At 46.3% G+C, this 25,881-nt stretch carries 22 protein-coding genes; 4 read left to right on the forward strand and 18 right to left on the reverse strand.

Going from position 1 to position 25,881, the window contains the following annotated elements; all coding sequences use genetic code 11:
* From MHI21_RS15970 to MHI21_RS15980, 3 genes are all read right to left on the reverse strand, one after another.
* Window positions 1-1,023, reverse strand: a complete 1,023-nt coding sequence (locus MHI21_RS15970) for a hypothetical protein (protein WP_235309504.1) — start codon at window positions 1,021-1,023, stop codon at window positions 1-3.
* Between the two features lie 206 nt (window positions 1,024-1,229).
* The gene (gene dapF, locus MHI21_RS15975; RefSeq protein ID WP_341163836.1) at window positions 1,230-2,063 is read right to left on the reverse strand and encodes a diaminopimelate epimerase; all 834 of its coding nucleotides are present in this window, start codon (window positions 2,061-2,063) and stop codon (window positions 1,230-1,232) included.
* A 109-nt stretch (window positions 2,064-2,172) separates the two neighbouring features.
* Entirely contained in the window at window positions 2,173-4,971 is a 2,799-nt protein-coding gene (locus MHI21_RS15980; protein WP_254325341.1) for a calcium-translocating P-type ATPase, SERCA-type, read from the reverse strand.
* A gap of 229 nt (window positions 4,972-5,200) precedes the next feature.
* Between MHI21_RS15980 and MHI21_RS15985 the strand changes: the two genes are divergently transcribed.
* Complete coding sequence (locus MHI21_RS15985; protein ID WP_341163837.1) at window positions 5,201-6,946, forward strand: NFACT RNA binding domain-containing protein; 1,746 nt, start codon at window positions 5,201-5,203, stop codon at window positions 6,944-6,946.
* 93 nt (window positions 6,947-7,039) lie between these two features.
* Here the strand turns inward: MHI21_RS15985 and MHI21_RS15990 are convergent, their stop codons facing one another.
* The 9 genes from MHI21_RS15990 to MHI21_RS16030 form a co-directional block, all read right to left on the reverse strand.
* Entirely contained in the window at window positions 7,040-7,909 is an 870-nt protein-coding gene (locus tag MHI21_RS15990; RefSeq protein WP_342418500.1) for a PHP domain-containing protein, read from the reverse strand.
* On the reverse strand, window positions 7,909-8,865 hold the full coding sequence (locus MHI21_RS15995; protein WP_341163839.1) for a selenium metabolism-associated LysR family transcriptional regulator: 957 nt from the start codon (window positions 8,863-8,865) through the stop codon (window positions 7,909-7,911). The genes MHI21_RS15990 and MHI21_RS15995 overlap by 1 nt, the downstream gene beginning before the upstream one ends.
* A gap of 210 nt (window positions 8,866-9,075) precedes the next feature.
* Window positions 9,076-9,513 (reverse strand): hypothetical protein, encoded by a 438-nt coding sequence (locus tag MHI21_RS16000; protein ID WP_023989315.1) that lies wholly within the window; start codon window positions 9,511-9,513, stop codon window positions 9,076-9,078.
* A 230-nt stretch (window positions 9,514-9,743) separates the two neighbouring features.
* Window positions 9,744-10,004 carry a YlbG family protein gene (locus tag MHI21_RS16005; RefSeq protein WP_023989316.1) on the reverse strand — a complete coding sequence of 87 codons (261 nt, stop codon included), beginning with the start codon at window positions 10,002-10,004 and terminating at the stop codon, window positions 9,744-9,746.
* A 39-nt stretch (window positions 10,005-10,043) separates the two neighbouring features.
* Complete coding sequence (locus tag MHI21_RS16010; protein WP_013310906.1) at window positions 10,044-10,484, reverse strand: YlbF family regulator; 441 nt, start codon at window positions 10,482-10,484, stop codon at window positions 10,044-10,046.
* 108 nt (window positions 10,485-10,592) lie between these two features.
* Window positions 10,593-12,617, reverse strand: a complete 2,025-nt coding sequence (locus MHI21_RS16015) for a helicase-associated domain-containing protein (protein ID WP_342418501.1) — start codon at window positions 12,615-12,617, stop codon at window positions 10,593-10,595.
* A 6-nt stretch (window positions 12,618-12,623) separates the two neighbouring features.
* On the reverse strand, window positions 12,624-14,444 hold the full coding sequence (locus MHI21_RS16020; RefSeq protein ID WP_342418502.1) for a DNA repair helicase XPB: 1,821 nt from the start codon (window positions 14,442-14,444) through the stop codon (window positions 12,624-12,626).
* Between the two features lie 177 nt (window positions 14,445-14,621).
* A complete protein-coding gene (locus MHI21_RS16025) occupies window positions 14,622-15,050 on the reverse strand; it encodes a CBS domain-containing protein (RefSeq protein WP_023989320.1) in 429 nt (142 codons plus the stop codon).
* An 84-nt stretch (window positions 15,051-15,134) separates the two neighbouring features.
* On the reverse strand, window positions 15,135-16,340 hold the full coding sequence (locus MHI21_RS16030; RefSeq protein ID WP_254349990.1) for a M20 family metallopeptidase: 1,206 nt from the start codon (window positions 16,338-16,340) through the stop codon (window positions 15,135-15,137).
* 249 nt (window positions 16,341-16,589) lie between these two features.
* Here MHI21_RS16030 and ftsW point away from each other — a divergent pair, with 249 nt between their 5' ends.
* Window positions 16,590-17,849 carry a putative lipid II flippase FtsW gene (ftsW, locus tag MHI21_RS16035; RefSeq protein ID WP_103048632.1) on the forward strand — a complete coding sequence of 420 codons (1,260 nt, stop codon included), beginning with the start codon at window positions 16,590-16,592 and terminating at the stop codon, window positions 17,847-17,849.
* 226 nt (window positions 17,850-18,075) lie between these two features.
* Here the strand turns inward: ftsW and MHI21_RS16040 are convergent, their stop codons facing one another.
* Window positions 18,076-18,441: an Asp23/Gls24 family envelope stress response protein gene (locus MHI21_RS16040; protein WP_013310912.1), complete on the reverse strand. Its 366-nt coding sequence runs from the start codon at window positions 18,439-18,441 to the stop codon at window positions 18,076-18,078.
* A 192-nt stretch (window positions 18,442-18,633) separates the two neighbouring features.
* Here MHI21_RS16040 and cax point away from each other — a divergent pair, with 192 nt between their 5' ends.
* Window positions 18,634-19,704 (forward strand): calcium/proton exchanger, encoded by a 1,071-nt coding sequence (cax, locus tag MHI21_RS16045; RefSeq protein ID WP_069289890.1) that lies wholly within the window; start codon window positions 18,634-18,636, stop codon window positions 19,702-19,704.
* A gap of 141 nt (window positions 19,705-19,845) precedes the next feature.
* Here the strand turns inward: cax and MHI21_RS16050 are convergent, their stop codons facing one another.
* From MHI21_RS16050 to MHI21_RS16070, 5 genes are all read right to left on the reverse strand, one after another.
* On the reverse strand, window positions 19,846-20,136 hold the full coding sequence (locus MHI21_RS16050) for a YlaN family protein (RefSeq protein ID WP_007431028.1): 291 nt from the start codon (window positions 20,134-20,136) through the stop codon (window positions 19,846-19,848).
* A 141-nt stretch (window positions 20,137-20,277) separates the two neighbouring features.
* On the reverse strand, window positions 20,278-20,520 hold the full coding sequence (locus MHI21_RS16055; protein WP_013310915.1) for an HPr family phosphocarrier protein: 243 nt from the start codon (window positions 20,518-20,520) through the stop codon (window positions 20,278-20,280).
* Window positions 20,521-20,609: 89 nt separating this feature from the next.
* Window positions 20,610-21,725: an aminopeptidase gene (locus MHI21_RS16060; protein WP_342418503.1), complete on the reverse strand. Its 1,116-nt coding sequence runs from the start codon at window positions 21,723-21,725 to the stop codon at window positions 20,610-20,612.
* Window positions 21,726-21,801: 76 nt separating this feature from the next.
* Complete coding sequence (locus MHI21_RS16065; RefSeq protein WP_342420214.1) at window positions 21,802-22,626, reverse strand: hypothetical protein; 825 nt, start codon at window positions 22,624-22,626, stop codon at window positions 21,802-21,804.
* 218 nt (window positions 22,627-22,844) lie between these two features.
* On the reverse strand, window positions 22,845-24,830 hold the full coding sequence (locus MHI21_RS16070; RefSeq protein WP_342418504.1) for a sensor domain-containing diguanylate cyclase: 1,986 nt from the start codon (window positions 24,828-24,830) through the stop codon (window positions 22,845-22,847).
* Window positions 24,831-25,266: 436 nt separating this feature from the next.
* Between MHI21_RS16070 and rpsD the strand changes: the two genes are divergently transcribed.
* Window positions 25,267-25,866 carry a 30S ribosomal protein S4 gene (gene rpsD, locus MHI21_RS16075; protein ID WP_061829003.1) on the forward strand — a complete coding sequence of 200 codons (600 nt, stop codon included), beginning with the start codon at window positions 25,267-25,269 and terminating at the stop codon, window positions 25,864-25,866.
* The last annotated feature ends 15 nt before the right edge of the window (window positions 25,867-25,881 follow it).

Consider the following 25,881-nt stretch of genomic DNA (forward strand, 5'->3'; position numbering starts at 1 on the left):
CTACATTTTCCCATCGGAAGAATGGAGAGAGTAAGCGTAAAAAGTCCCTTTTTTATTCACTTTAGCCACAATAGAATCCGTTCCCTTTTGCTGCTTGGAGAACGTATATTGATTCCCTTGAACTTTCACTTTATAACCGGTCAAATTGATATTAAACAACATCTGAGCCTTGGGCTTGACTAGCTTCAAAGCTTCTGAGGCAGTATATTTCGGGCTTGCAAATGTTTTTTTGAAATCTGCGTCATCGTTCCAGTCTACCCCATAGGTGGATACGGCCAGCACTTTACCGGTTACCGCGCTAATTTTGACCTCACTCGCCTCGTTTGCATCCTCAAACGACCAGTATGAAAGTCCCTTCGTCTCGTCCTTGTACCGTGAAGCGTGCTGTACCTTGATTCGCTGTCCACTCACACGCTTAAATGTGTTCATTGCACGGTTCAGTAACACAGGGTCCACCTGCTTCAGGGCATAGTCCGCGTTGATGGTAATAGCGTTACCTCGATCCACATCCACATACAACGAGGAAGCCTGTTCTCCTGCACCCCAAAACACCCAGTAATTTGAAGGCTTGTTGGACTGATAAGGGGATTTGACCCGCCAAAATGCTTCAAATTGCAGAGGACGCTTGCTGTCAAACGCTTTGGCGCTGTTTAGCACTTTCGTCTTGAGTGGCGCGTTCATCGCCTTTCCCAAGCTGCTTATTTTATATCGTATGGTTGTAGAATCCACTCTGTTTTTTTCTTTATTATATTCTGTCTGCAACGTAGCAGTTCCGTCTTCCAGTTCGCCCTCTACAATCCAGGTTTTCCCCATATCTGTCACATCGTCAAATTGAAATGCTGTCTTTGAACCAATGAGTTCTTGCACCGCTTTTTCTAAACGGCTTACCACTGTCGGAGTTAGCGAGCCAACCTGCTTATCCGTCGTTTCCGCGGCAGCAGGAATGGTCGCCGCCTGAACCGGAAGCGCGGTGGCTACAAATATGAGGACTGCAACTGCTGAAATCCAACGAAATTTCCGCACTATGAACGGCCTCCTTATTGTTTTTTCATTTTCTATATTATACATCGTTCAGGCGCCAAAAAAAGACAGAATATTGTCTTCTTCATCGTATTCCTTGTATACAGGGGCATGTAAGTCCAAAAAAAGAAGACCTCTAAGGTCTTCTTTTCACTCACTTCTATACGATTCATAGGCCAGTTACACGCTACCCTTATAATTCACATGATTCAGAACAGACGACCTTCGTACACGATCTCAGCCGGGCCCGTCATATATATGTGATTATCTTCCTCGCTCCATTCGATATCCAGATCGCCGCCCTTCAGACTTACAATGGCGTGACGGTCGCTGTATCCGTTTAGTACAGAAGCAACAAGCGTAGCACAGGCTCCGGTTCCACAAGCTAGCGTTGGTCCGGCTCCCCTCTCCCATACTCTCATATCTATATGCTTCCGGCTACGTACCGTGGCGAACTCAACATTTGTTTTTTTAGGGAACAACGGATGGCATTCCAGCTTCGGCCCCCAGGCTTCCAGATCAAAGCTTGGCGCATCCTCCACATAAATGACACAGTGCGGATTCCCCATAGATACAGCCGTAAAGCGAAAACCACTTCCTCCAGCTTCAATAGGCTCGTTAATTACGCTAGTCCGCTCTAGTGTAGTTGGAATTTTCAAACCCTCAAGAATCGGCTCTCCCATATCTACCTTCACCATACGAACAAGTCCGTTCTCTACAGTTAGTTCCACCTGCTGCACACCTGCACCCAGGGTCTCGATCGTGATCTGTTCACGGTTGATATGTTTACGGTCATATACGTACTTGGCAGCACAACGGATAGCATTACCACATTGCTCGGCCTCCGAGCCGTCCGAGTTAATGATGCGCATGCAGAAATCCGCTTTCTCTGACGGCAATATATATACCAACCCATCGGCGCCAACACCAAAATGTCGATCACATAGCCGAACAGCTAATTTCGAGGCGTCAGACGGCAAATCCTGATGCCCAAACCAAACGATAAAATCATTACCTAGACCGTTCATTTTTGTGAATTCCATAGCTTACCTCCGCCGTTGCTGCTGATATCATGTTCCTCATGAAGCTTTGATCCCATGATATCATACAGGGCAATAGTGGGAAAGCGATGCGGTATGCATGACCCGATTACTAGGCTGAAAACTTCGTACGTCCTGCTGAAAAGTGTGTATTTCCGCCGCGACGACGGTTGCGTCGACCGCCCCATACACTTCCCGCTCCCATAAGAAACGTAGGAATCCCGGCTGCCACAATGGATAGCGCCCACTCACGCAATCCAAGCGGTACCGTTTTGAAAATAGGTTGCAGCACAGGCACGTACATAACCACCAGCATTAGCACTACGGAGGAGAGCACGGCAAGCACGAGATAACTATTTTGAAACGGATTACGATGGAAAATAGAACGGGAACTGCGGCAATCAAATACATGAATTAACTGTGCCAAGACTAGCGTAGCAAAGGCAACGGACTGTGCTTTGATCAATTGTCCTGCGTCATCCGGTGCAATACGTAATGTCAGCCAGAAGGCCGCTAGCGTACATAAACCAATCAACAAGCCACGACTAATGATTTTCCAGCCCAATCGACGAGCAAAAATATTTTCCTTTGCGCCACGAGGTTTGTGCTCCATAAGATCCTTTTCTGGCTGGTCCACCCCCAGAGCCATCGCTGGTAGGCCATCTGTCACCAGATTCACCCATAAAATCTGGATCGGTAACAAAGGTAATGGCAGCCCGGCCATCATGGCAAAAAACATCGTCAAAATCTCACCAACATTGGAGGCGAGTAGATAACGGATAAATTTACGGATATTCTCGTAAATATTCCGTCCTTCCTCAATTGCGGCTACAATGGTTGAGAAATTATCATCACTCAGAACAAGCGCAGCCGCTTCTTTGGTCACGTCCGTCCCCGTAATGCCCATGGCAATACCGATGTCCGACGCCTTTATCGCTGGAGCGTCATTGACACCATCTCCGGTCATGGCTACGACATGTCCGCGTCTTTGCAGCGACTTAACGATCCGTAGCTTGTGCTCCGGCGAAACTCGTGCATACACAGAGACGGTATCAACGGCTTTGTCCAGCGCCGCATCATCCATCGCAGACAATTCCTGCCCTGTCAACACATGGGATCCGCGCTGAAGAATGCCCAGCTGCTGTGCAATGGCCTCTGCAGTTGTACCGTGATCTCCGGTAATCATCACAGTGCGAATGCCAGCACGACGGCACTTGCCAATGGCTTCGCGAACCTCACGACGTGGCGGATCAATCATGCCTGTCAGCCCAATAAAGATCAGCTGTGCTTCAGCCTCCTCAACCGTGGAGACACGCTCATGCGAGCGGATATCACGGTAAGCGACACCAAGTACACGTAGCGCCTCCGAGGCCATTCCTTCGTTAGCCGCCAGTACCTTTTGGCGCAGCGTACCCGTTAACGGAACGACATTTCCTTCCCATAAAATATAGGAACACTGACCCAGCAGTACATCCGGGGCACCTTTGGCAAAGACAATGTGTCCTCCCTGGTGGCGTACGAGTACCGACATTCGCTTCCGATCCGAGTCAAAGGGAAATTCTCGCTCCCTTGTGTACAGCTCATATAGCCCTTGTCGCGTGACTCCGCCCTTGGCAGCTAACGTGATCAGCGCTCCTTCCGTCGGATCACCCTTCAGTTCCCAAACGGCGGACGGCGTCGGCTCTTTGGTTTTCTTTTTAGAACGTAGCTCCTCTGTATCGGCTTGAACAATTTCCGCATTGTTGCAAAGCACACTGGCTTGCAGCAGTCTACGCAGAGATTGTCCGTTTTTAAGATCGGCAGGAAGGTCTCTATCCATAATATGCCCGTGTGGGTCATAGCCCTCTCCCGTAACTCCCCAGAAACGACCGTCCAGCCATAGCTTGGTGACTGTCATTTTATTTTGGGTCAGAGTACCCGTTTTGTCGGAACAAATGACAGATGCACAGCCGAGCGTTTCAACAGAAGGCAGCTTACGCACAATCGCCTTTCGTTTAATCATACGCTGCACACCCAATGCGAGCGCAATCGTCACAATAGCTGGCAACCCTTCCGGTATAGCCGCCACAGCCAAGCTCACTCCAGCCAAGAACATGCTCATGGCTGGCTGTCCATGTAAAATGCCTGCTACGACAACGAGCACCGTTAGCGCCAACGCTACGATAATCAAAATTTTACCCAATTGCTCCAATCTGTGCTGCAACGGTGTCTCCTGCGACTCCGTATTTTCAATCAAGTCTGCGATCTTACCCATTTCGGTACTCATACCTGTACGTATAACCATTCCTTGTGCGGTTCCTCTGGTCATCATCGTGCCCATAAAACCGATGTTTTTTTGATCCCCGAGTGGTACTTCTGCGGCATGAATAGGGCGGCAATGCTTACTAACCGGAACTGATTCACCTGTCAGGGCAGACTCCTCTACATCACAGCCGTTCGTACTCAACCACCTTACATCTGCGGGAATGCGATCACCACTTTCCAGCAGCACAATATCACCCGGCACCAGTTCTCTGGCCTGAACTTGAATTCGTTTGCCGCCCCGCAACACTTTGGCGGTTGGGGCCGACAGTTGTCTCAAAGCTCGCAATGAACGCTCAGCTCTGAATTCTTGTACAAAGCCGAGAATTCCATTCAGTACAACAATAGCAATAATGGTAATCGCGTCCAAATATTCGCCAAGCAGTCCGGATATCAGGGTCGCTCCCATCAATACAAGCATCATAAAATCCTTGAACTGATTGAGCAGCAGCAAGATTGCCGAAACTCGCTTCCCCTCGCTCAGCTCATTCCATCCTGACCTTTCTCTTCGTTCCGCAAGCTGTTCCTCCGAAAGACCCTGCTTCGGGTCGACTTCCAGACTTGTTGAAAGCTGTTCATTGCTTAATTGGTGCCAGTGTGCTTGTTCCATTCTCCCCAATTCCCTCCCGGTCAGATAGTCCGTTTCCGTCGGTTGTGCGTAGGATGGCTGCCCGTTATTATATTTTTGTGCCGCGATTGCTGATAAGCTGGACAGACTTTCTAGATTCAATCTATTCGGACAGGACCTGAAATATCACAAAGCCGCTTAAGTTTTGTCCCAAAGTTATGTATCATAGAAGAAAGGCGAAAATACATTTGCTTCAAAGGAGAACATAATTATGGCATTGGACGGAATCGTAACCCGCGCTATCGTACACGAACTGCAAGGAATCCGGGGCGGGCGCATTAATAAAATACATCAGCCAAATGATCGAGATATCGTGCTGAATCTGCGGGCACAAGGCGGAAGCGTAAAGCTGCTGCTGTCGGCTAATCCGACCTTCCCGCGTGTACACTTTACAGAACAAAGCTTTCTTAATCCGACAGAAGCCCCTATGTTTTGTATGCTCCTTCGCAAGCATTGCGAAGGGGGCGTTATTGAGAAAATCACGCAGGTGGGCATGGAGCGTATTATTCACATGGATATTCGTCAACGTGATGAACTGGGAGATATTTCACTCAAACGAATTATCATTGAACTGATGGGTAGACACAGCAACATTATTTTGCTTGACCCGGAAACAGGCGTGATGCTGGATGGCATTCATCATGTCACACCGTCTATCAGCAGCTATCGGGTCATTATGCCCGGCTTTCAATACACGGAACCTCCTGCACAAAACAAGCTGAATCCCCTAGAAACAGAAGAGGCAGCCTTCGTATACTCGTATCAAACAGCGATCGAGGCCGAAGAAGCTCCCAAACGCTGGATCGTGAACACTTTTACTGGACTCAGTCCCCTCATTGCTGAAGAGATACTAACTCGAGTAACTAATGAAGTATCTGGTGATAGTGATCGTTCACTATGGAGTACATTCAGTCACATCATGGATGACGTGCGGAATCATCGTTTTCAGCCAGTATCTGGACTAAACGCACAAGATAAAGTGATATTCTCAGCCATTCCACTGACGTTGATCCAAGAAGAACGTAAGGAGTACGCTACTATCAGTGAGTGTATGGAGGACTTCTTCGGTGAAAAAGCAGAACGGGATACAGTTAAGCAAAAGGTCAGTGACCTACTGCGGTTTCTGCAAAACGAGCGGAGTAAAAACGTAAAAAAACTCGACTATCTCCATCAGGATTTGGCCGAGGCGGAAGATGCGGATCAATTTCGCGTTTATGGAGAGCTGCTATTCGCTTCGCTGCATGAGGTGAAAAAAGGGGACAAAGAAGTGACGCTCACCAACTTTTATGATGAGGAACAGCGTCCAATGACCATCCCACTGGACCCGCTACTCAACCCATCGGATAATGCACAACGGTATTTTAAAAAATACAACAAATATAAAAACAGCTTGGCTGTCATTGACGAACAACTGGAGAAAACGCACGAAGAAATCCGTTATATGGACAATCTTCTTCAGCAGCTAGCCCACGCCTCTATGAATGACATTGAGGAAATACGTGAAGAACTGGTTCAGCAGGGCTATCTCAGAGATCGGGTCAAAAAAGGAAAGAAAAAGAAGAAAAACGACCGTCCAACCCTGCACGTCTATACATCATCCGAAGGTATCGAGTTACTGGTCGGCAAAAACAACTTGCAAAATGAATATGTGACAAATCGACTGGCCGGACCAAATGACACCTGGCTGCACACAAAGGATATTCCGGGGTCACACGTCGTTATTCGTGCTGAGCAATTCGGGGATACGACGCTGGAGGAAGCAGCTCAACTCGCCGCCTACTTTAGCCAGGCCAAGCAGTCCAGCAGTGTGCCTGTGGACGCCACCCTGATTCGGCATGTACGTAAGCCCAGCGGAGCCAAGCCCGGCTTTGTCATCTACGACCATCAGCGTACGCTCTTCATTACACCCGATGAGGAACTGGTCAAAAAGCTGCCGAATCGCATCAAAAACGGCTAAGTCCCACCGGCCTATTGAATCCACAAAAAAAGCCCTTTGTTCTTTGCACGATACACTTCTTGTGTTCCATGCATAAGGCAAGGGGCTTTTTATTTACTTTTGTCCAACAGCAGCCTTCCTCAATTCCTCGACAACCTGATCTTCCACACTACGGCTACCCAGATCACCGTGGAAAATAACACCTTGGCGTGCACCGTGAAAATCCGAGCCGCCAGTTGCAATGAGCCCATATTGTGCCGCCATCGCAGTATATCGGCTCTCAGCCTCAGCATCATGGTCCGAATGTCGCACCTCCAAGCCCACAGGCTTCGCCTCCTCTATAATAGAGCGAACCAGCTCATCATTTCCGTATAAGCCAGGGTGAGCCACCACAGGAACCCCTCCTGCTTCACGAATCCAGTTTATGGCCTCCGCAGGCTCTACACGGGGTACAGACACATATCCGGGTGCTCCTTCCGCCAAGTAACGGTCAAACGCATCCCGCATATCCTTCGCATATCCCTTTTGAACCAGCGTATCTGCCATATGTGGACGTCCAATGCTTTCATCTGGTGCCAGCGGTCTGCCTATCGTAGCCACCACTTCATCCAGTGTGATTTCCACGCCCAGACTACGCAATTGACTCAAAATCAAATCATTACGGGTATCCCGCGCCTGGCGAAGCTTTTCCAACCGCTCCAAAAACACTTTATTGCGGTAATCCATAAAATAACCGAGTATATGAATATCCTTACCGCCAGCTCGAGTACTAATTTCCACTCCTGGCACCACAGTAATTCCTATGCGTTTTCCTTCCTTCAGAGCTTCCTCCAGACCAGCTACCGTATCATGATCTGTAATGGCCACACCTGCCAGTCCTTTTTCCTTGGCCCAGCGCACATTATCTGCGGGTGGCTGCATGCCGTCAGATGCTTGGGTGTGTGTATGTAAATCATATCGTTTTACGTTAATCTGCTCCCTCATTATATATCCTCCTTCTCTTTCACCTTTGCCAGCTCGTCCTGCGAGTCCCTCAGCACGTCCGCTCCCTGATCATGACGACGCAAGTAAGACAGGAAGGTGACTACCGGAATCGGCAACAACGCCGACTTCAAATGAATTGCATAAAATTCTCGTTTGAACGTGATATCTGAAATGTTCACAATTTTCAACAAACCGAGTGCAACTTCATGCTTCACCGAAGAAGGTGATAGCATGGTAATTCCCAGTCCAGCCTCCACCGCCGATTTAACCGCTCCAGTGCTCCCCATCTCCATTACAATCCCAAGTCGAGAGGCATCCACACCATGACTTTTCAGCTCATTTTCTATCACTTGACGTGTACCAGATCCCTTTTCTCTGGCTACAAAGGGATGCTTAAACACATCTTCCAGAACCACTTTTTTAGCCTTGGCCAGCGCATGTCCTGAAGGCACAATCAGTTTCAGTTCGTCCTGCATTACAGGTTCTACCACGATATCCGGATGCTGGACTGGGGCCTCAATCAGTCCTAAATTCAACTGATGTTTTAGTATATCATCCATAATTTGAGTCGTATTCATCACATTCATTGCCATGCGTATATGAGGGTATTCCTGGCCAAACGGCCCCAACATTCTTGGTACAATATACTCACCAATCGTTAGGCTGGCCCCAATATGCAATCTTCCCTCCAGCATGTGAGTAAAAGCAGACATCGCCTCGTCAGCTTCCCTAATCAGTTGCATGCTTTTTTTCGCAAAAGGTAGTAGTGTCGCTCCCGCCTCTGAAAGCTCGATTTTTTTAGTCGAACGTTGCAGCAGCTTCGTGCCGAAATAATCTTCCAAAGACTGAATTTGCATCGTCACCGCAGGTTGTGTCATATGCAGCGCTTGTGCCGCCGCCGAAAAGCTCCCACGCTCCGCTACGGTATAAAAAATGTGCAACTGATGAAAGTTCATACTGACAGCCCTCTCCCCTCTGATCTCTCTATTTTACCATAAGAAAAACATCTGTCGAAGCATTTCCAAGTAAACTTACTGAATTAGGGGAGTTTTATTGCTGGAAATAAAAAAAGCATGCAGCTGATAACTGCATACTTTCTACTCAAAATTGACGGTAATCATAGTTTGGGAGATTTTTTCATCTAGAGCCGACCGCCCAATCACCGTCTATTTTTGCTTACGAGTGCTTTTCATCAGTGTCATGCGTCGCGAATGGCGTAGCCATGAATAGTATGACTTCAAATCCCTTAATTCAATGGTCTCCGACATTCGACCCAAAAAGGTAATGACAATCATCTTGTGAAGCGGATTCCCCGCAATATCCATCTCGCCGGGCAACTCTCCAAATTCGGCCACGACGACCAGATCACCATCAATTAAATATACATCCTCTTCGTTATGATAGTAGGACTCCATCCTGTTTTGCTTCAGGCATTCCCAAAGCCAGGCGGCGATATGATTCGTCTCGGACTGTTTCTGCTCTATCCGATCTAAGTAGCGAGTTTTCGCATGATTTGTAATCACGATATCGGCGACTTTTTTATCGCCCATCTCCACGTAGAACGGTTCGTATGTACTCCATCGCTGCATTGCTTTGTCACGCACGGGATCACTCTCCCCACCAGATAGGTCTTTATATCTACCAATATATTCATATGTTACCTCAACAGACCCGGGACTACAAGTTACAAAATTGAAGTTTATAGGCGGTTTTTAAAGATTTTTTAGGTCTAACAGCATTAAGACCATTATGCAAAAGTCCTGACTTTACAAAAAAAAGCCAGCCCGCAGGCTGACCTTTTAAAAATATTTTACAATTTATAGATATTAGAAACTTATATTTCATATTCTTTCATCTTTTCCTTATCGTCGTTGTACTCCGTCCTAATCTCATTTCGAAAAGAGCGCTCGACCTTACGCACATAGGAAAGTCTGCGAATATTTTTAACGGTGTCTTCTGCCCGATCCGCATTCATATATATAACTACATAATGCATACGCTTTGAAATAAAGTGGACATTTCCGTATTTCTCCAGATTGCGGGCAGCCTTGATATCGCTTACCCAAATGATGTACCCTGTCCGCTCGGCAAACATTCGCTTCATCTCCCCTCCACTCGGTATCATTCCTATGACCTATCCACAGGAGCATTTCCCTCCGCTGCCACATCCGCCCTTTTTCACATTCGGATCATTGCTCGGCACCTTAATGGTCTCGGATACGGAATATGCAATCGTTTCAGACATGGCATGAAGCATATCATCCAGCGCCTTTTCGGCTCGTTTGAACTCCTTAACATCCACGAATTGTTCCAGTTCCAGCTCAACGACCTGCACTGCATCCTTCGCTTCATGATAGTTCGGATGAAAATGCCCAAAACGCTCCGTTTCCGCGAATAGCTCCTTTTTGGCATCCAGCTTGCGTACACACGCCTGAATAGACGGATTCAATTCCACACGCTGTTTCCAATATAAATAATCCGATACCTCAAAGGATCGGTTGACCATATCGCCCAATTCATAGGCGTTAATAAGCACTTCTGCCATATTGACCGTATTCAATTCGGCTACGCTCATGAATGTTCATCTCACTTTATATAAAGTTCTACCCAGTAAAAGTAGACTCATTTATCATACCACATCCTTCTTTTGAGAAGAAGGAGTTTCATGCACTTCCTGGCTCTACTATGTAAAAGGAACCAGCAGCCGCATGTCTGACCATTCACTTGGCTGTAAAGTCGCAGGAGAAGGTGTTTCGTCATCCATTCCTGAGGCATACCAGCCTGTGACACTCCATGGTGCACCGGGAACCACCGCCTCCGGTATCCATTTAACCTCTTTCCCACCGATTCGCAGTCCCACAGCGGCCTGCCAACGTATCGCTTGCTCGATCAACTGCCGGGCAGTGGAAGTATGGTAACTCCTCCATTCTTTTGTCCATGAGGAGGGGACTGTAGATCTTTCCGGAAAATAGTCAGACGGATCAGGCAACATGTGCTCTTGTTCGTAAAAATGCAGCGTGCGCCCTGTATAAACCAAACCTGCTCTTCCCTCTTGGGAAAAGATAGGACGGGCCTGAATCGGGTCGGACTCCATTTCACTGTTGGGACTGCCTGAACTTATGTTCTCTGTTTCCGAAATCAATGGGTAATGATGAGTTGGCTCGTCCACACCTTCCGGTTCACGACGTGGACCTAATCCAATTGCAGCAAGCGTTTTTCGTATTTTGACAGCAGAGCTTGCCGGAATAATAAAGTCCCTATCGCCCAGCCGTTCCAGTAATCCTTCCAGCGCGGGATGGCTTGCAACTATGTCTGCATCCTCCTGTGTGCCACATCGCAAAAGTGTTACCTTTGCAAAAGCGGTCCGTCCGACATCACCTGCCCACTGTTCTACCGTCATACGTACATGATCAGGCACACCTGTTCGGCTGTATTTACCCAGAAGAGCAGGAATTGCTTGGGCTTCCATCCCTAACTCGATTGCCTCTGTAACACTTTCTCTGGTGATCCGGTATACTACCATCCGATCTCCTGTCACACGTTCACAGCAGCATTCCAGTCGCCAGCGCACATCATATGCCACATCTGGTGGAACCAATATTTCAAAATCAGGTTGTACATAAAAAGCACCTTGCTCTTGATGTGTATCCTCGTAATTATTGGGACGAAGCATTTCTATCACAGATACATTCCAGCGAAAACACAGTTCACCCGATACAGTCTGGCCCCAATCACCCATTCCAAAAGCAGTCAGGGCCTTAAGCCAACCCTTCAATTCCTCCATGAAAGGTTCATTGAAATTAAAATCAGATACCGTTTCTCCCGCAAACCCTTCCGGATTTGAGATTGTAGGAACAAGGTCTAAAAGGGCACCATTCTTGGAATCCGCTCTGCTCGTACTCTCATGTTGGATTAGGCCTACCTGAAGCATCCATTGCAGCAGAAACTTGATAGATATCCACCCTTCTGTTCCTACATACTGGGAGACGGCACACAGCATATAGCGAAAATGCTGCATAGACGCTTCGGCCTTGCCGTATCTTTCCATGAGTGTAGCAAAAATATGCTTGCGCATTTGCCAAGCAGACAAACGAATCCAAGTCGCCAGTTCCGTTTCCTGAATGCGAAAAGACACATTTTCTTTCACTAACAGCCCCAAACTGAGTAGCAAATCCATCATTACCACCGTTTGCACTGGATACAGCTCTGCATGCGCATAATGCAACCCAAGACCCATCAGGCCATCTGGGTGAAAGGGGGTCAGTTCATTCAATTTTTGCAATGATCGCTTATGTATGGTTCCTTTGGCCGTCAAAGGGACACCTTGTACCGCAATACGTGACAACGCATGCAGCAATTCCGACTCCAGGCCTGTCATTGATTCATGTACCGTTATCGGATGATCTGATTGCATCATGTTCATTGGATTTTGCTCTAACAACATATCGTACAGATCAGGTAGCCGATGAACCGGAATATATAAAATTCGTTCGCCCCACGATTTGGTAACAGCCTCCAGCCAGCCTCGGGCACGTAATCCACGTAGTGCCAGTTTCGTTTCGACTCCGCTTAACACTCCCCGGGTAAGATGTATAGGTTCTTCTTCCTTCATGGGCTGTCCCGCGTACCAGATAAAGCATCGTCTAAGCACCAGTAGCTCATCCGATGAAAGCTCATTCCAGCTGTCTTGCGTGTTCGTTACGCCCATTCTTAATTAGGCCTCCTTTTTCTTCCCACGATCAGGCTTAGCATTCCGGCCTCCGTTAGCCTCTGTCACACTAAATCTGCGAACCGCATATTCATAGCCTTGCTCGATCAGAAACAGCTGACGACGAGCTGCAAAATCCGTCTCCTTGCTATTCTCCGTCACTAGCGCATAAAAATAAGCTTTATTCTCGCCCGACTTTGGTCGCAAAATACGGCCCAGTCGCTGCGCTTCTTCCTGGCGAGAGCCAAAGCTACCCGATACCTCTATGGCTACTGCCGCATCTGGCAAATCCACCGCAAAGTTTGCAACCTTGGACACCAATAGGGTCTGAATTGTACCCTTCCGGAACGCATCGAACCAACGCACCCGCTCGGTCTGGCTCATTGAACCCGTAATCAGTGGGACGCTCAGCTCCTGAGCCAATATACGCAATTGGTCCAAATATTGACCAATAATAAGCGTGGGCAAGCCGCTGTGTTGCTGCATCAGGCTACGCACCGCCTCCAGTTTGACCGGATTTTCGGCTGCAATTCGGTACTGCTGTCTGCCCTCCGCACGCATACTGCGCTCCAAGAGTTCAGCTGTCATTGGAAGCCGTAGCTCCACACAATCGACCTGAGCGATCCAGCCCTGCCGCTCCAGTTCCTTCCACGGCATATCATACCGTTTGGGTCCAATTAAAGAAAACACATCTCGTTCACAACCATCCTCGCGAACCAGCGTGGCTGTTAACCCCAAACGGCGAGTAGCCTGAATGTCAGCCGTCGCCCGAAATACTGGCGCGGGCAGCAAATGAACCTCATCATATATAATGAGTCCCCACTTCCGCTCACTTAGCAGTTTCATATGCTCAAAATCCCCATCTTTGGTACGACGGTGTGTCAAAATTTGGTAGGTTGCCACCGTAATTGGTCTCACCTCTTTTTTCTGGCCACTATATTCCCCGATGGAATCAGCAGGAATATCCGTCTTTTGCTTTAACTCTTCTATCCATTGCCGTACAGAAGTAGTATTAGATGTTAGAATAAGCACCTCGCACTGAAACCGATTCATTACCGCCATACCTATCACTGTTTTTCCGGCTCCGCATGGAAGCACCAGTACACCACTACCCCCTAAGCCGTCCGCTCCTTCAAACGCATCAGCGGCCTTTACTTGATAATCACGAAGCTGCAACTTCGTTTGTCCCTTTCCCAAGGTAAAACTAAGCTGATTCCCTTCAAGATAGCCTGCCGTATCCACAACGGGATATCCCAAGCGCGTTAATTCCTGCTTGAGCAAGCCCCGATTTTCGGGCGGGACCGATGCGCTTACCTCGTCAACGCGAAGTAAACCAAGCTGTTTTAGCTCTTGCTTGGTCAGTAGCTCACCCAGTAAAGCGGGGGTCTCTGCTCCCAAGATCAAGCGATCACCTATTGTATAGCTGTTGGCTTTCCCTGTCTTTATACCTCCGTCTGGCTCATGTTCAGCACGGTATGCGCCAATCGTATCTGTGCTATAAGTTCGCTCTTCTTCCGTACCCTCCCTTGAAAGCGTCAACGTCCCATAACGAGAAACGAGCTGTTCAATATCCTTCAACAAATCACGTGGAATATCCCAACGGGACATGGAGTTCAAACTATTTTGAATGTCCTCAGCACTCCATCCGAGGGCAGCTGCGTTCCACAAAGACAGTGGGGTGAGGTGATATGTATGAAAAGCGGACGGGCTTTTAACCAGCTCCGCATAAATCTGCAACTGTGAACGAGCCCGTTCTGAACCGGGCAAGCCCATTTCCAGCAGAACGGTAAAATCACGTTGTACAATACAAGGATGTTCTGGATTCATAACTACCTCCTGATAATCTAACCATACATCATTTTAAGTTATATAATAAATAGCTTATCCGTTTATTCGCATATCAACCAGAACAGCAAGGAGTTCAACCCATATTCGGGTTGAACTCCTGATTAGAAGCTCGGGGTAAAAGACCTCCCCAAACCAATGCCTACCTTAATTATTCTTCTAGTGGACCTGCTCGGAAATATGACTAAGCGCCTCTCCAGCGTTGTCTGCAAAAATATTACGAACAGCCAAATCCCCGATCGAGACAATCCCGATCAGACGGTCTCCTTCCGTCACGGGCAAACGACGGATTTGCTGCTCTGCCATCAGCTCAGCTGCTTGGTCCACCGACATGTCCGCACTAGCTGTACGAATACCTGTCGTCATAACCGTATCGACCGAACCCGAACCCGAATTTTTAGCCGCATAGCCGCGAACGACAAGATCACGGTCCGTTACTACACCGATCAACTTATCACTGCCTTCGCTTTCCACAACCGGAATAAAACCAGTATCATTGTCCTTCATTTTGACCGCAATTTCATAAATATTGTCCTGCGGGGTAACCGTTACGCATTTTTTAGTCATAACTTCCTGAACTTTTTTCATGGGTACTCCCTCCTTTTCAAGAGTAGGGTACCCCATTTCATTCAGCTCATACTCCAGAATGAACCGTTCCCAATTCAACTCATTTTAGCCCTTAATTGCCCCTGCCTTTCGTTCCGCAGCGTATCCCGTAGACATCGCAATAAACAAACGAACCGCGTTAATCATAGCATCCTCATCAAAATCAAATTTCGGATGATGGTGTGGATAAACCGCTCCTTTAACTGGGTTACCCGCTCCTACGAACATGAAGCAACCTGGCACACGTTCCAAATAATACGCAAAATCTTCAGCAGGCATCAGCTTCGACGCTTCCTGTACATTCTCCTCGCCAAAAACAGATTTTGCTTCATTAAAGAAACGAGATGCTTCATGTGCGTCATTGACAACTGGTGGGTATCCCATAATATAGCGAACCTGTGCTGTTGTACCGTATGTTGCGGCTGTAAGCTCTGTCACCTCATGCAGTCGCTCCTTCATTACCGTTCGTGTCTCCTCATCAAACGTACGAATCGTCCCACTCAAGCGACACGTTTCTGCGATCACATTTTGCGCAGAGCCCCCTTGGATGGTTCCCACAGTCAGCACAGCAGGTCGCAAAGGGTCGACTGAACGGCTTACGATACTTTGCAGTTGCATAACAAGAGCTGAACCCGCCACGACACTATCATTAGTGGACTGAGGCATGCCACCATGCCCACCTTTACCTGTGATTTCAATATAAAAATCGTCTGCCGCCGCCATCAGCGGCCCTGCGCAACTCGCGGCCGTCCCGACCGGAAAAGGTGTCCATAAATGGATGCCATAAATGACATCCACACCTTCCAATACACCATCCTTTATCACACTGACCGCTCCGCCAGGCAGCAATTCCTCCGCAGGTTGGAACAACAACCGAATTTCTCCTTGCAGCTCGTCCCGGTTCAGACTAAAATAGTAAGCCGTTCCAAGCAACGCGGATGTATGTCCGTCATGGCCGCAAGCATGCATGGCTCCGTCCACGCTGGAGCGATATTCACATTCCTTTTCATCCTGAATAGGAAGAGCATCCATATCGGCACGCAGTAAGACGACAGGCCCAGGTTTAGCACCACGAATGGTACCTACAACACCGTGTCCCCCTACCTGACGGCGAATCTCGATTCCCCAACTCTCCAACTTATCCGCTACAAAAGCTGCAGTTTTGCTTTCTTGAAAGGAAATTTCGGGATTCTTATGTAAATGTCTACGCCATTCCACCATGTTTTCTTGCAAACGATCAAACCAGGTCTCGTCTATCACATGTTGTGTCATTCTGCTCCACCTCTCCTTTTAAAGCATCGGGCAAGTTCCCGATTAATCATGCAGCGTCACCACGTATGCACCGCTGCTCTCAAGTCTTCATTTTTATCCTATTGTAGCAGATATGGAATTGTTGCGATATCTGTTGCTCCAGGGAGCTTGCAGAAGCCCATCAAACATAATATGATAAAATGGATAAACGATAAAATGATAACCGTCTGCGAGGAATATACCTTGTGGCGAATACCGGGGGAAGCTGATATGAGAAATACGAAGCCGGAGACTCGAAGAAGAGGCACACCGGATTTCCAATTGCTGATCCTCACTTTGTTACTGGTTGGATTCGGTGTACTTATGGTATTTAGCTCCAGCTCCAGCGTAGCTCTGCTGAATAAAGAATACAATTTTGACTCTTTATATTTTGTGAAGCGCCAATCTGCATTTGCTGTACTTGGACTTTTTATTATGTTGGTAGCTATGAATATTAAGATGGAAAAATATAAAAAGCTTTTTGTACCTTTATTTTTCATAACTATATTACTGCTAATCATCGTTCTTTTTACAGGCTCACTTAACGGCGCAAAAAGCTGGCTCAGGTTTGGTAGTGTTGGCTTCCAGCCAACGGAGCTTGCGAAAATTTCCATCATCCTTTACTTATCCGCACTGATCGTCAAAAAAGGAGATCGCTTTAGAGATCTGCGGACTGGCTACATACCTGTAACAGTCATTGTAGGCTGTGTTGCAGGACTCATCATGCTTCAACCTGATTTAGGCTCCTGCTTCATTTTGGTTGCCACCAGTGGTCTGATTATTTATGCCGGGGGAGCCAGTGTCAAGCATATTACAGCATCCATTGTTCTGCTCGTGCTAGGCGCTTCCATCGTATTTGGTATTGGGTCGTTGTTTGGAGGAGATTCTGGAACCACAGATGGACAAGCTGCTGCCAAGCAAGATTACAAAATCGGGCGCTTTCAAGCCTTTCTTAATCCCGAGAAATATAGACAAGGAACGGGATACAATCTGGTACAGTCCTTGCAAGCTATAGGTGAAGGCGGCTTAAACGGGTCAGGATTTGGTAAAGGTATTATCAAGCTTCACTATCTTCCTAATTCATTTAATGATTTTATCTTTTCCGTAATCGGTGAAGAATTCGGATTTATCGGAACAGCCATATTCCTGATGCTATATTTGTATTTCATTTGGCGAGGCATGATCATTGCTCTGCGTTGCCATGATCCGTTCGGAACGTTGGTAGGCACCGGCATCATGGGTTTGATCGCCATTCAGGCCTTCATTAATATCGGCGGTGTAACCCAAACGATTCCAATCACTGGCGTAACGCTTCCATTTATCAGCTTTGGTGGCTCCTCCCTACTTGTCATGATGTTTTCCATGGGCATTATGCTCAGTATTTCTCGTGAGAACACCAAACAAGCGGTGCAGGAACGCACCACAGGGGTAGCTGTCCGTAATGAAGTACCCAATCGCTTTCAAACTCGTAGAACCAACCGTTTTCGCTAAAAAAAGAACTTCCAAGGACCACTTACAACGGTGGCTTTGGAAGTTCTTTTGGTTATGTATAAAATACGAGAGCCCTCTGCAAAAATGGCTATACTGTTGATTCACAAAACGAAAACTGGCGATTCTATAACCACCAGTTTTCGTGTTTATATTCGGGTTATCCCACGGGATTTCCCGACATGTATACAATTGGTTAAAAATGTAAATTTGTCGGTTCCTGATTCTTTTACACTGCGTCGTCCTTGAACGCGACACCTTCCACTTTTACGTTCACTTCCACGACCCGCAAACCCGTCATACTTTCGACGGCTTCTCGCACATTTTGCTGAAGAATTCGGGACACCTCATGAATAGGTGTTTCGTAGAGCACGATAATACGTAGATCAATGGCAGCTTCCAGCTGTCCAACCTCCACTGATACGCCTTTTTGTACATTTTTACCGCTCAGCCTTTTGGCCCAGCCTTCCGATAAACCGCCTGACATTGCAGCAATGCCCGGTGTCTCTAATGCGGCCATCCCGGCAATTTTACCTACGACATCGTTGGAAATCTTGATGTTTCCTGCTTCCAGTTGTTGAATTTGCTCTGCCATGACCTATGTCCCCCTTCATCCATCCTTTATTTGTATTGTAAAGCCTCAGCCACTCCAAATGCAAACCCTACGTATGAAAAACAACTTTCGTTTACAACCTATATCATTTTGGGTATATTAATTTAGAAAATCCATACAAGTGACAGCTTTCGCCAAACTTGTACACATCTATTGATATCGAGGTGCTCTTCATTGAAAAAATGGTTATCTCCCGCTTTGCTCATAGCGACATTTGCTCTTAGCGCAGTCGCTCATTACACCCATTGGAATGCTATAGCCCAATTTGTCATTTGTGCAATTTCTGTTGTATTCGTAGCCGGTTTTCTCGGCAGGGCGACCGAAAGTGTCGCGCATTATGCTGGCCAACGTCTAGGTGGGTTCTTAAATGCCACCTTTGGTAACGCAGCCGAACTGATCATCGCCATCTTTCTCGTTAAAGAAGGTCTTTACGATATGGTAAAGGCCAGTCTTACCGGTTCCATCATCGGTAATCTGCTGCTGGTGCTCGGAGCAAGTCTGTTCGCTGGCGGTTTGAAGTACAAAGTGCAAAATTTCAATATATCGCTGGCTGGATTAAGTGGTTCTCTGATGATTGTGGCTGTTATTGCCTTGTTCGTTCCAGCTGTCTTTCTGAACACACACGTTATCACGGATAACGAATCAGATACGCTCAGCCTCATTGTCGCAGGCACACTCATTGTCGCGTATATTGCGTGGCTTATTTTTTCTATGATTACGCATAAGGACTATTTAGCTGACGTGACCGAACAAAAAGATGAAGAATTGCCACATGAGCATGCCCCTGTGTGGTCCAGAAACAAATCCATTGCCTATTTGGTACTCGCTACCGTCATGGTCGCTTTTGTCAGCGAATGGCTGGTAGGTACACTGGAGGTGTTTACAACCCAATTTGGGCTCAGCGAATTGTTTGTAGGTGCCTTCCTCGTCGCTATTATTGGTAATGCAGCCGAACACAGCGCTGCTATTTTACTGGCGATGAAAAACAAAATTGGTGCATCGGTCGAAATAGCTGTCGGCAGCAGTTTGCAAATTGCACTATTTGTTGCCCCTGTGCTGATTTTTGTCAGTTACTTTATGGGAAACACGATGAATATTGTTTTCACCACTATTGAGCTGGTCGCCATTGCTGTCGCTGTATTTATCGCTAAATCCATCACCCAGGACGGCTCAACCAACTGGTATGAGGGACTCATGCTACTGGTAGTGTATGTATTGTTAGGTGTATCCTTCTTCCTTGTGTAGCTTTTAAGGTTTTAAAATGTGCATTAGGATGGTGGAAGGGCGAGGCGCTTTTGCCATCCTAATGCACATTTTTTTTAAAAAAAGGCATCAAAAAAAGCATGCTCTCATACTCCGCATGCTCTCATCAATTCAACCGTCTTCCTAATTGGCCTTATTATTCATGGCCTCATATAGAATAGCCAGATTGCGTTCCAGCTCACTGACCAGCTGTTTACCTACCATTTCCGGAAGAAGTCCAGCGCGAACCGCAAAATCCACTTCCTTGGAAAATCCGTACATCTGAGTATCCAGCACTTCCTCATAGAGAGGGCAATAACGGGTTGCCAGATTCTCCATCTGTACTTCAATAAGCTTCTTTATTTTATCTGCATCTTCCTGAAGCAGATTAATAGCCTTGATATTCAATTGTTCCTGCAAATCAGATGAAGTCATGGATTCTTCCCCCCTATGTCTCAATGTCGCACAAGACGTCCTATCCTTAATATTAGACCAAATTGCAGGCTAATACAAGAACCTGACAAAAAAAGCATCCCTACAGTTACAGGTAGGGATGCTTTTGCTTCAAGAATAAAGTTAGCTGGCTACTGAAATATGAAGTCCGTGCTTCTCGAATACCTCGATGATCGCTTTCTTAGCTTCCTCCGCATCTGGTCCATGAACGTGTAGTTCATAGCTATGGCTGCTGACTAGGGTCGTAAACAAGCCCAGTATACTTTTCACATCAATATACTTATTTTCGGAATGAAGGACGATGGAAGAGGTGAACTTGCTCGCCGTCTGTGCAATTTCAACAACCGCCGCGTTATTATTGGACATAGAGATCCCTCGCTTTACTGAATTGTCATGTATCGTTACTCACCCATAATAATACATTGAAATCGCTTTCTCAGCAAGAACGGATATCGTTATTTTAAATTCTCAGGGTTTAATGGCTCCAGCTCAGGCAGTACAAAGATGCCGTCTTTACGAATCAAAACATCGTCAAAATAAATTTCACCACCGCCATATTCTGGACGCTGAATCAACACCAAATCCCAGTGGATCGATGAACGATTACCGTTATCCGCTGTTTCATAAGCTTGACCCGGTGTAAAATGCAAGCTGCCGGCGATTTTCTCGTCAAACAAAATATCCTTCATTGGATGTAAAATGTGCGGATTAAATCCGATGGCAAACTCGCCAATATAACGTGCTCCCTCGTCAGAATCGAGAATATCATTCAGCCGCTTCGTATCGTTACTCGTCGCTTCCACAATCTTACCATCTTCAAAACGGAATTTAACATTTTCAAAAGTAATACCATTATACAAGGTTTGTGCATTGTAGCTGATAGTTCCGTTTACGGAATCACGTACAGGCGCGCTGTATACTTCGCCATCCGGGATATTGCATTGACCTGAACACTTGATAGCTCCGATTTGCTTAATAGAGAAATTCAAATCCGTACCCGGTCCGCTGATCCGTACCTTGTCCGTCCGATTCATCAGGTCTGCCAATGCATCTTGAGCTTTGTCCATTTTTGCATAATCCAGATTACACACATCGAAATAGAAATCTTCGAACGCTTCTGTGCTGATATTCGCCAATTGAGCCATGCTGTCATTCGGATAACGCAGCACTACCCATTTAGTGTGTTTCACCCGTTGTTCGCTATGTACCGCATGCTGATAAATGGAATTATACATTTTCATTTTATCTTCCGGCACATCTGACAGGTCATTTACATTTTCACCTGCACGAATTCCGATGTAGCAATGCATTTGCTTCATCCGGTTAAGGTCAATCTCAGCCCAGGTCTCCAGCATCTCCTTTGTCGCGTGACGAAGCATGGCGCTCTGTACCTTACGGTCTGTAAGTTGTACAAAAACATTTCCACCTTTTTTACCAACTTCATGAATGATGGCGTTAAGCAAGTCGCGCTCTGTACCAATCATTTCGATCAATACATTTTCTCCAGGCTGCACTTCAACAGAGTAACCGACCAGATTTTCTGCCAGCTTAAGTATTCTAGGATCTTTCATGTAGTGTCTCTCCTTCTCTATTTCATTCTTTTTGAACAATGGTTAATTCAAAATTCATTGTATCACGCCCGCCACGTTACTTGTAGTCCTTAAAAGTAACTCTGGTTATCAAAGCCTCTTGATGCAGCTGTTCATTCGCTCCCTGTCGGGAAATCCTGCATTCCGATGAAAGCTTTAAGGGTAAACCTGTTTGGCGATCTATGGTCAGATGATACACAGTACGCACAATGGATTGCTCCAGCTGGTTGCTCATATCCTCACAACTTTGTGCCCATATTTGGCTCAACTTCTTTTGCAGTTCTCGATTCGTTCCTGTATGCTGCGTTTTTAATATCCCGATTTGAGGGTTTAAAGTATTCATTTCTTTTATTAAACGATCTTTCAACCAGCGCTTTGCCGAAGCAGATTCCGGTTCAATCCTCAACACCCAAGTTCCCCGGGCAGCTCCCGTTTCTATACGAATGCTCTTATTCAGTGTATTTAATTCCTCAAGCTCCTGAATCGGATTGAAGCGATTTAACATACCATTTCCAACCAGAGGTGGATAACCGGATGTCAGCGCAACCCATTTTCCACTCTGACGAAGAAAACGTTCTTGTGTAACATCATGCTCGGACTTACCTTGTTTCAGAGCTGCGTAGCCACCTTGCTTACGAAAAGCCTCTGCTGAACCCCAGTGCATGGTCAATTCATCATGATTTCTTAGCTTACCGCGATATTCAAACTGCTTATTCATTGGGAAACCACTGTCAGCTCTAATTGCAGTCCGTCCAGTAAACGTTACCATCTCTTTGCCGGCCATTCCTGAAATAGCTCTCTTAAAAATTTGCTCAGGAGTATATTGTCGATCCAGTGCACAACCACTTAACACACCTATTACAAGGAACACACAAACCTGCATCACCCATTGCTTTCTCCAATGCATCCATCATCCGTCCTATCCTGAACATAACTGTACTCATGAGCAATAAGCCTGCTTCAAGGCAGTTATGCTACCTGGTTCACTTTATCGTGTTTTCCCTATATTTCAATCATACACACGATATAGCTACGTTTAGGATTACCTGTCTGCAATGGGTTATGCAAGACAAAAAGAGAACATTCCCTAAGGAATATTCTCTACACATTGGCTACATGATCAACAACTATTCGATTGCGTCCTTCATTTTTCGCTTCGTACAAGGCCATATCAGCCCTATAAAATAAAGATTCAATACTGATCTGCTCATCCAGCCAGTTCCATTCAGCAATCCCGCAAGAAACTGTCACCTGAGGGTCGGTTTCATGCTGTACACGGTAACGTATTTTTTCTGCATATTCGAGCGCCTGCTGAACCCCCAGCTGCGGTAAATAAATGGCAAGCTCCTCGCCGCCCCATCTTGCACATACATCCTCATCGCGAGTCGCCGAACGAACGATATTGCTGACGCTTTTCAAAATCTCGTCACCCGTCTGATGCCCATGCGTATCATTCACCTGTTTGAATTGATCAATATCTACCAAAATAAGAGATCCACAGAAATCCTTTTCCTGATGTTGCTGAATGATTTGGTCCACATAGTGACGTACATACAGACCTGTTAACATATCCATATTAGCCAACCGCCGCACTTCAGCGTGCAGCATAGCATTGGTTACCGCCAATCCGATATGAGGGGCTAGCATTTGCAGCATTTTGTAATTATCGTAAGAGAAAGAGTGTGGAAGCTTGCTGGACAATAGTATAACCCCTTTAGGAGTACCGCTGGTCTTCATAGGTACAGCCATCAAAGACTGGGAGTCTGTCGCATCCATAAAATGAGAGGATATCTTTCCATCCTTTCTATAGTCCGACACAATCACTGGTTCTCCTGTTAAGCGTATCAGCCCAGCAAATCCATCTTCAAGAGGGTAACTTTCCAGTCTTAAGCTTTCCACATTACTCGACATGACTTTAAAACAGTTTCCATCCTGATCAAGCTGTACAATACAACAAAAGTCCGCCATGAACATTTTTAATAACTCCTGCACGGCAAATTCAAATATTTCATTTAACTTCAGGCTCTGATTCAAGCGCTGAACCAGTTCATTAATGAGACGCAATTCATGGATAAGTACATTCGATTGCTCAAGCAGCTTCGCATTTTCAAATGCAGTACCAGCCGTATCCGCCATCATGGCAATCAGCTCTACATCCACTTTTTTCATACTGTCCGCACCCGATGGAAGAATCATATGGAAAACACCGTATACACCCTGCTTGCCACGTAATGGGATGGCGATTTCAGTTATTTCATCTTGTGTACCGACAGGCTCGTTCACAGCCATTTGCCCTTTCATAAATGCACGGACGCATACATCTTCATCCCGTTCATGCAGCAGCAAAGGTTTGACCTGCGGATTGCGACTGTGTCGATCCTGACTCATGTACAAGGTGATATCTACATGGGGAAACAAATAGGCGATGCTCCCGAATACCTCATCCAGCACGCCTTCCACGTCAATTTTGTCATGCATCCGTTTTACAATCTGAAATAAAATAGAACGGCGTCTACCTTCACGATCGCTTCGATTCTGCATCCCAAGGATATCTTCCATAAATATGTACTCAAACTTCGAGTAAAAGCAGGATTTAAAATGTAAAGCAGCTACTAACAATGTGTCCTGATTTGAAACAGAATGTTGAGCAGGCCGTGTAAAACGAAGAGCGGCAAAGGGCTCCCTCTTATAATTACGGCATAGTATGGGAACCATATACACAAACGCAAGGCTTCCATCACGAAGTTTGCGCTGGCTCACTTCCACCTCTCTAGATATGCAACAACGTTCGACCAAATCCAAATCCTCGTCATCATCTTCTTCCCTACCAGCAACACGAACACCTATAAAATTAAAAACAGCAGTATACTCTTCGTTAATCCAGGATATACCATTGCTCTGCTGTAACCAACTCCGATATCCTTGGACAAGAAGCTGATTAATATAGGGGAAATCATAGGGTGTCATATCCATGTTCTGGAGCCAGGCAAAAGACGTATATCCTTTATCATCAAACAGCGGAGCACCGCTAGCCTGGACTGTTTTACTGTCAAGCATTTGCTGATCCGTTGTTGAAAATTCCGACATATTAAGGCGCTCCTTCACAGCAAAGTTAGCTGTACCAAGACAGCGGCTATACACCACTATAGCTCATAATATGATCTATTTTACTCTCAACTTTAGAAATTTGCATCCATTTTTCAGAAATTCGTCCCACTTTTTTAGTTCTAAAGCCCTATCGACAAATTTTGACGTTTTCATTCTTTTTCTCTTCTTGACATTGACCTACTCTTACATATAGTATATATTATTGAAAAAGACTGTACGGCAGAACTATCTACTGTGCGGATCTTAAATTTTGGGCGTAACAGTTTGTGTCACCCTCATCTTTTTTGTTGCTGACAGGACAGCGGCTGAACTTTTCTGTCAGTAGTGCGTCTTACCTTAATAGGTAGCGCCGAACAAATTGGAGCGCAAAGAGAGCCCCAACTCAAATTTTAATTATGAAGGAGTTAACTCTATAATGGCACGTTACACTGGTCCTAAATTTAAATTGAGCCGTCGTCTCGGTATTTCCCTGAGCGGCACAGGTAAAGAATTGAAACGCCCTTTCCCTCCGGGACAACATGGTGCAAACCAACGGAGAAAAATCAGCAACTACGGTATGCAGCTTCAAGAGAAACAAAAGCTGCGTCACATGTACGGCTTGGGTGAAAAACAATTCCGTACCCTGTTCAACAAAGCTCAACACATGCACGGTATCGCTGGTGAAAACTTTATGTTCTTGCTGGAAAGCCGTCTGGACAACCTTGTATTCCGTCTTGGCTTTGCTAATTCCCGTGCAGGCGCACGTCAATTGGTAGCTCACGGTCACGTTACTGTGAACGGTAAAAAAGTTGACATCGCTTCTTACCAAGTAAGCCCTGGCGACGTGATCGGTCTTCGTGAAAGAAGTCGTTCCCTGTCTTCCATCAAAGAAGCTTTGGAAAACCGCAACCACTTGGCAGCTTACCTGGAGTACAATGACGCAGCTCTGGAAGGTAAATTCATTCGTTTGCCTGAGCGTGGCGAATTGTCCCAAGATATCGATGAAAAACAAATCGTCGAATTCTACAACCGCTAATCCTTGCATTAGCAC

The sequence above is a fragment of the Paenibacillus sp. FSL H8-0168 genome (genome assembly GCF_038592955.1).
Lineage (GTDB): Bacteria > Bacillota > Bacilli > Paenibacillales > Paenibacillaceae > Paenibacillus > Paenibacillus polymyxa_B.

What these genes read in the sequence shown, in the direction of transcription:
- ftsW (WP_103048632.1), top strand. Translation starts at nt 16,590, where the DNA reads ATGAGAAATACGAAGCCGGAGACTCGAAGAAGAGGCACACCGGATTTC.
- MHI21_RS16055 (WP_013310915.1), bottom strand. Translation starts at nt 20,520, where the DNA reads ATGTCCAATAATAACGCGGCGGTTGTTGAAATTGCACAGACGGCGAGC.
- MHI21_RS16020 (WP_342418502.1), bottom strand. Translation starts at nt 14,444, where the DNA reads ATGAATCCAGAACATCCTTGTATTGTACAACGTGATTTTACCGTTCTG.
- MHI21_RS15985 (WP_341163837.1), top strand. Translation starts at nt 5,201, where the DNA reads ATGGCATTGGACGGAATCGTAACCCGCGCTATCGTACACGAACTGCAA.
- rpsD (WP_061829003.1), top strand. Translation starts at nt 25,267, where the DNA reads ATGGCACGTTACACTGGTCCTAAATTTAAATTGAGCCGTCGTCTCGGT.
- MHI21_RS15990 (WP_342418500.1), bottom strand. Translation starts at nt 7,909, where the DNA reads ATGAGGGAGCAGATTAACGTAAAACGATATGATTTACATACACACACC.
- MHI21_RS16005 (WP_023989316.1), bottom strand. Translation starts at nt 10,004, where the DNA reads ATGTTTGCCGAGCGGACAGGGTACATCATTTGGGTAAGCGATATCAAG.
- MHI21_RS16040 (WP_013310912.1), bottom strand. Translation starts at nt 18,441, where the DNA reads ATGGCAGAGCAAATTCAACAACTGGAAGCAGGAAACATCAAGATTTCC.
- MHI21_RS16010 (WP_013310906.1), bottom strand. Translation starts at nt 10,484, where the DNA reads ATGAGCGTAGCCGAATTGAATACGGTCAATATGGCAGAAGTGCTTATT.
- MHI21_RS16060 (WP_342418503.1), bottom strand. Translation starts at nt 21,725, where the DNA reads ATGAAAGATCCTAGAATACTTAAGCTGGCAGAAAATCTGGTCGGTTAC.
- MHI21_RS15995 (WP_341163839.1), bottom strand. Translation starts at nt 8,865, where the DNA reads ATGAACTTTCATCAGTTGCACATTTTTTATACCGTAGCGGAGCGTGGG.
- MHI21_RS16030 (WP_254349990.1), bottom strand. Translation starts at nt 16,340, where the DNA reads ATGACACAACATGTGATAGACGAGACCTGGTTTGATCGTTTGCAAGAA.
- MHI21_RS16015 (WP_342418501.1), bottom strand. Translation starts at nt 12,617, where the DNA reads ATGGGCGTAACGAACACGCAAGACAGCTGGAATGAGCTTTCATCGGAT.
- MHI21_RS15980 (WP_254325341.1), bottom strand. Translation starts at nt 4,971, where the DNA reads ATGGAACAAGCACACTGGCACCAATTAAGCAATGAACAGCTTTCAACA.
- MHI21_RS16065 (WP_342420214.1), bottom strand. Translation starts at nt 22,626, where the DNA reads ATGCAGGTTTGTGTGTTCCTTGTAATAGGTGTGTTAAGTGGTTGTGCA.
- MHI21_RS16070 (WP_342418504.1), bottom strand. Translation starts at nt 24,830, where the DNA reads ATGTCGGAATTTTCAACAACGGATCAGCAAATGCTTGACAGTAAAACA.
- dapF (WP_341163836.1), bottom strand. Translation starts at nt 2,063, where the DNA reads ATGGAATTCACAAAAATGAACGGTCTAGGTAATGATTTTATCGTTTGG.
- MHI21_RS16050 (WP_007431028.1), bottom strand. Translation starts at nt 20,136, where the DNA reads ATGACTTCATCTGATTTGCAGGAACAATTGAATATCAAGGCTATTAAT.
- MHI21_RS16025 (WP_023989320.1), bottom strand. Translation starts at nt 15,050, where the DNA reads ATGAAAAAAGTTCAGGAAGTTATGACTAAAAAATGCGTAACGGTTACC.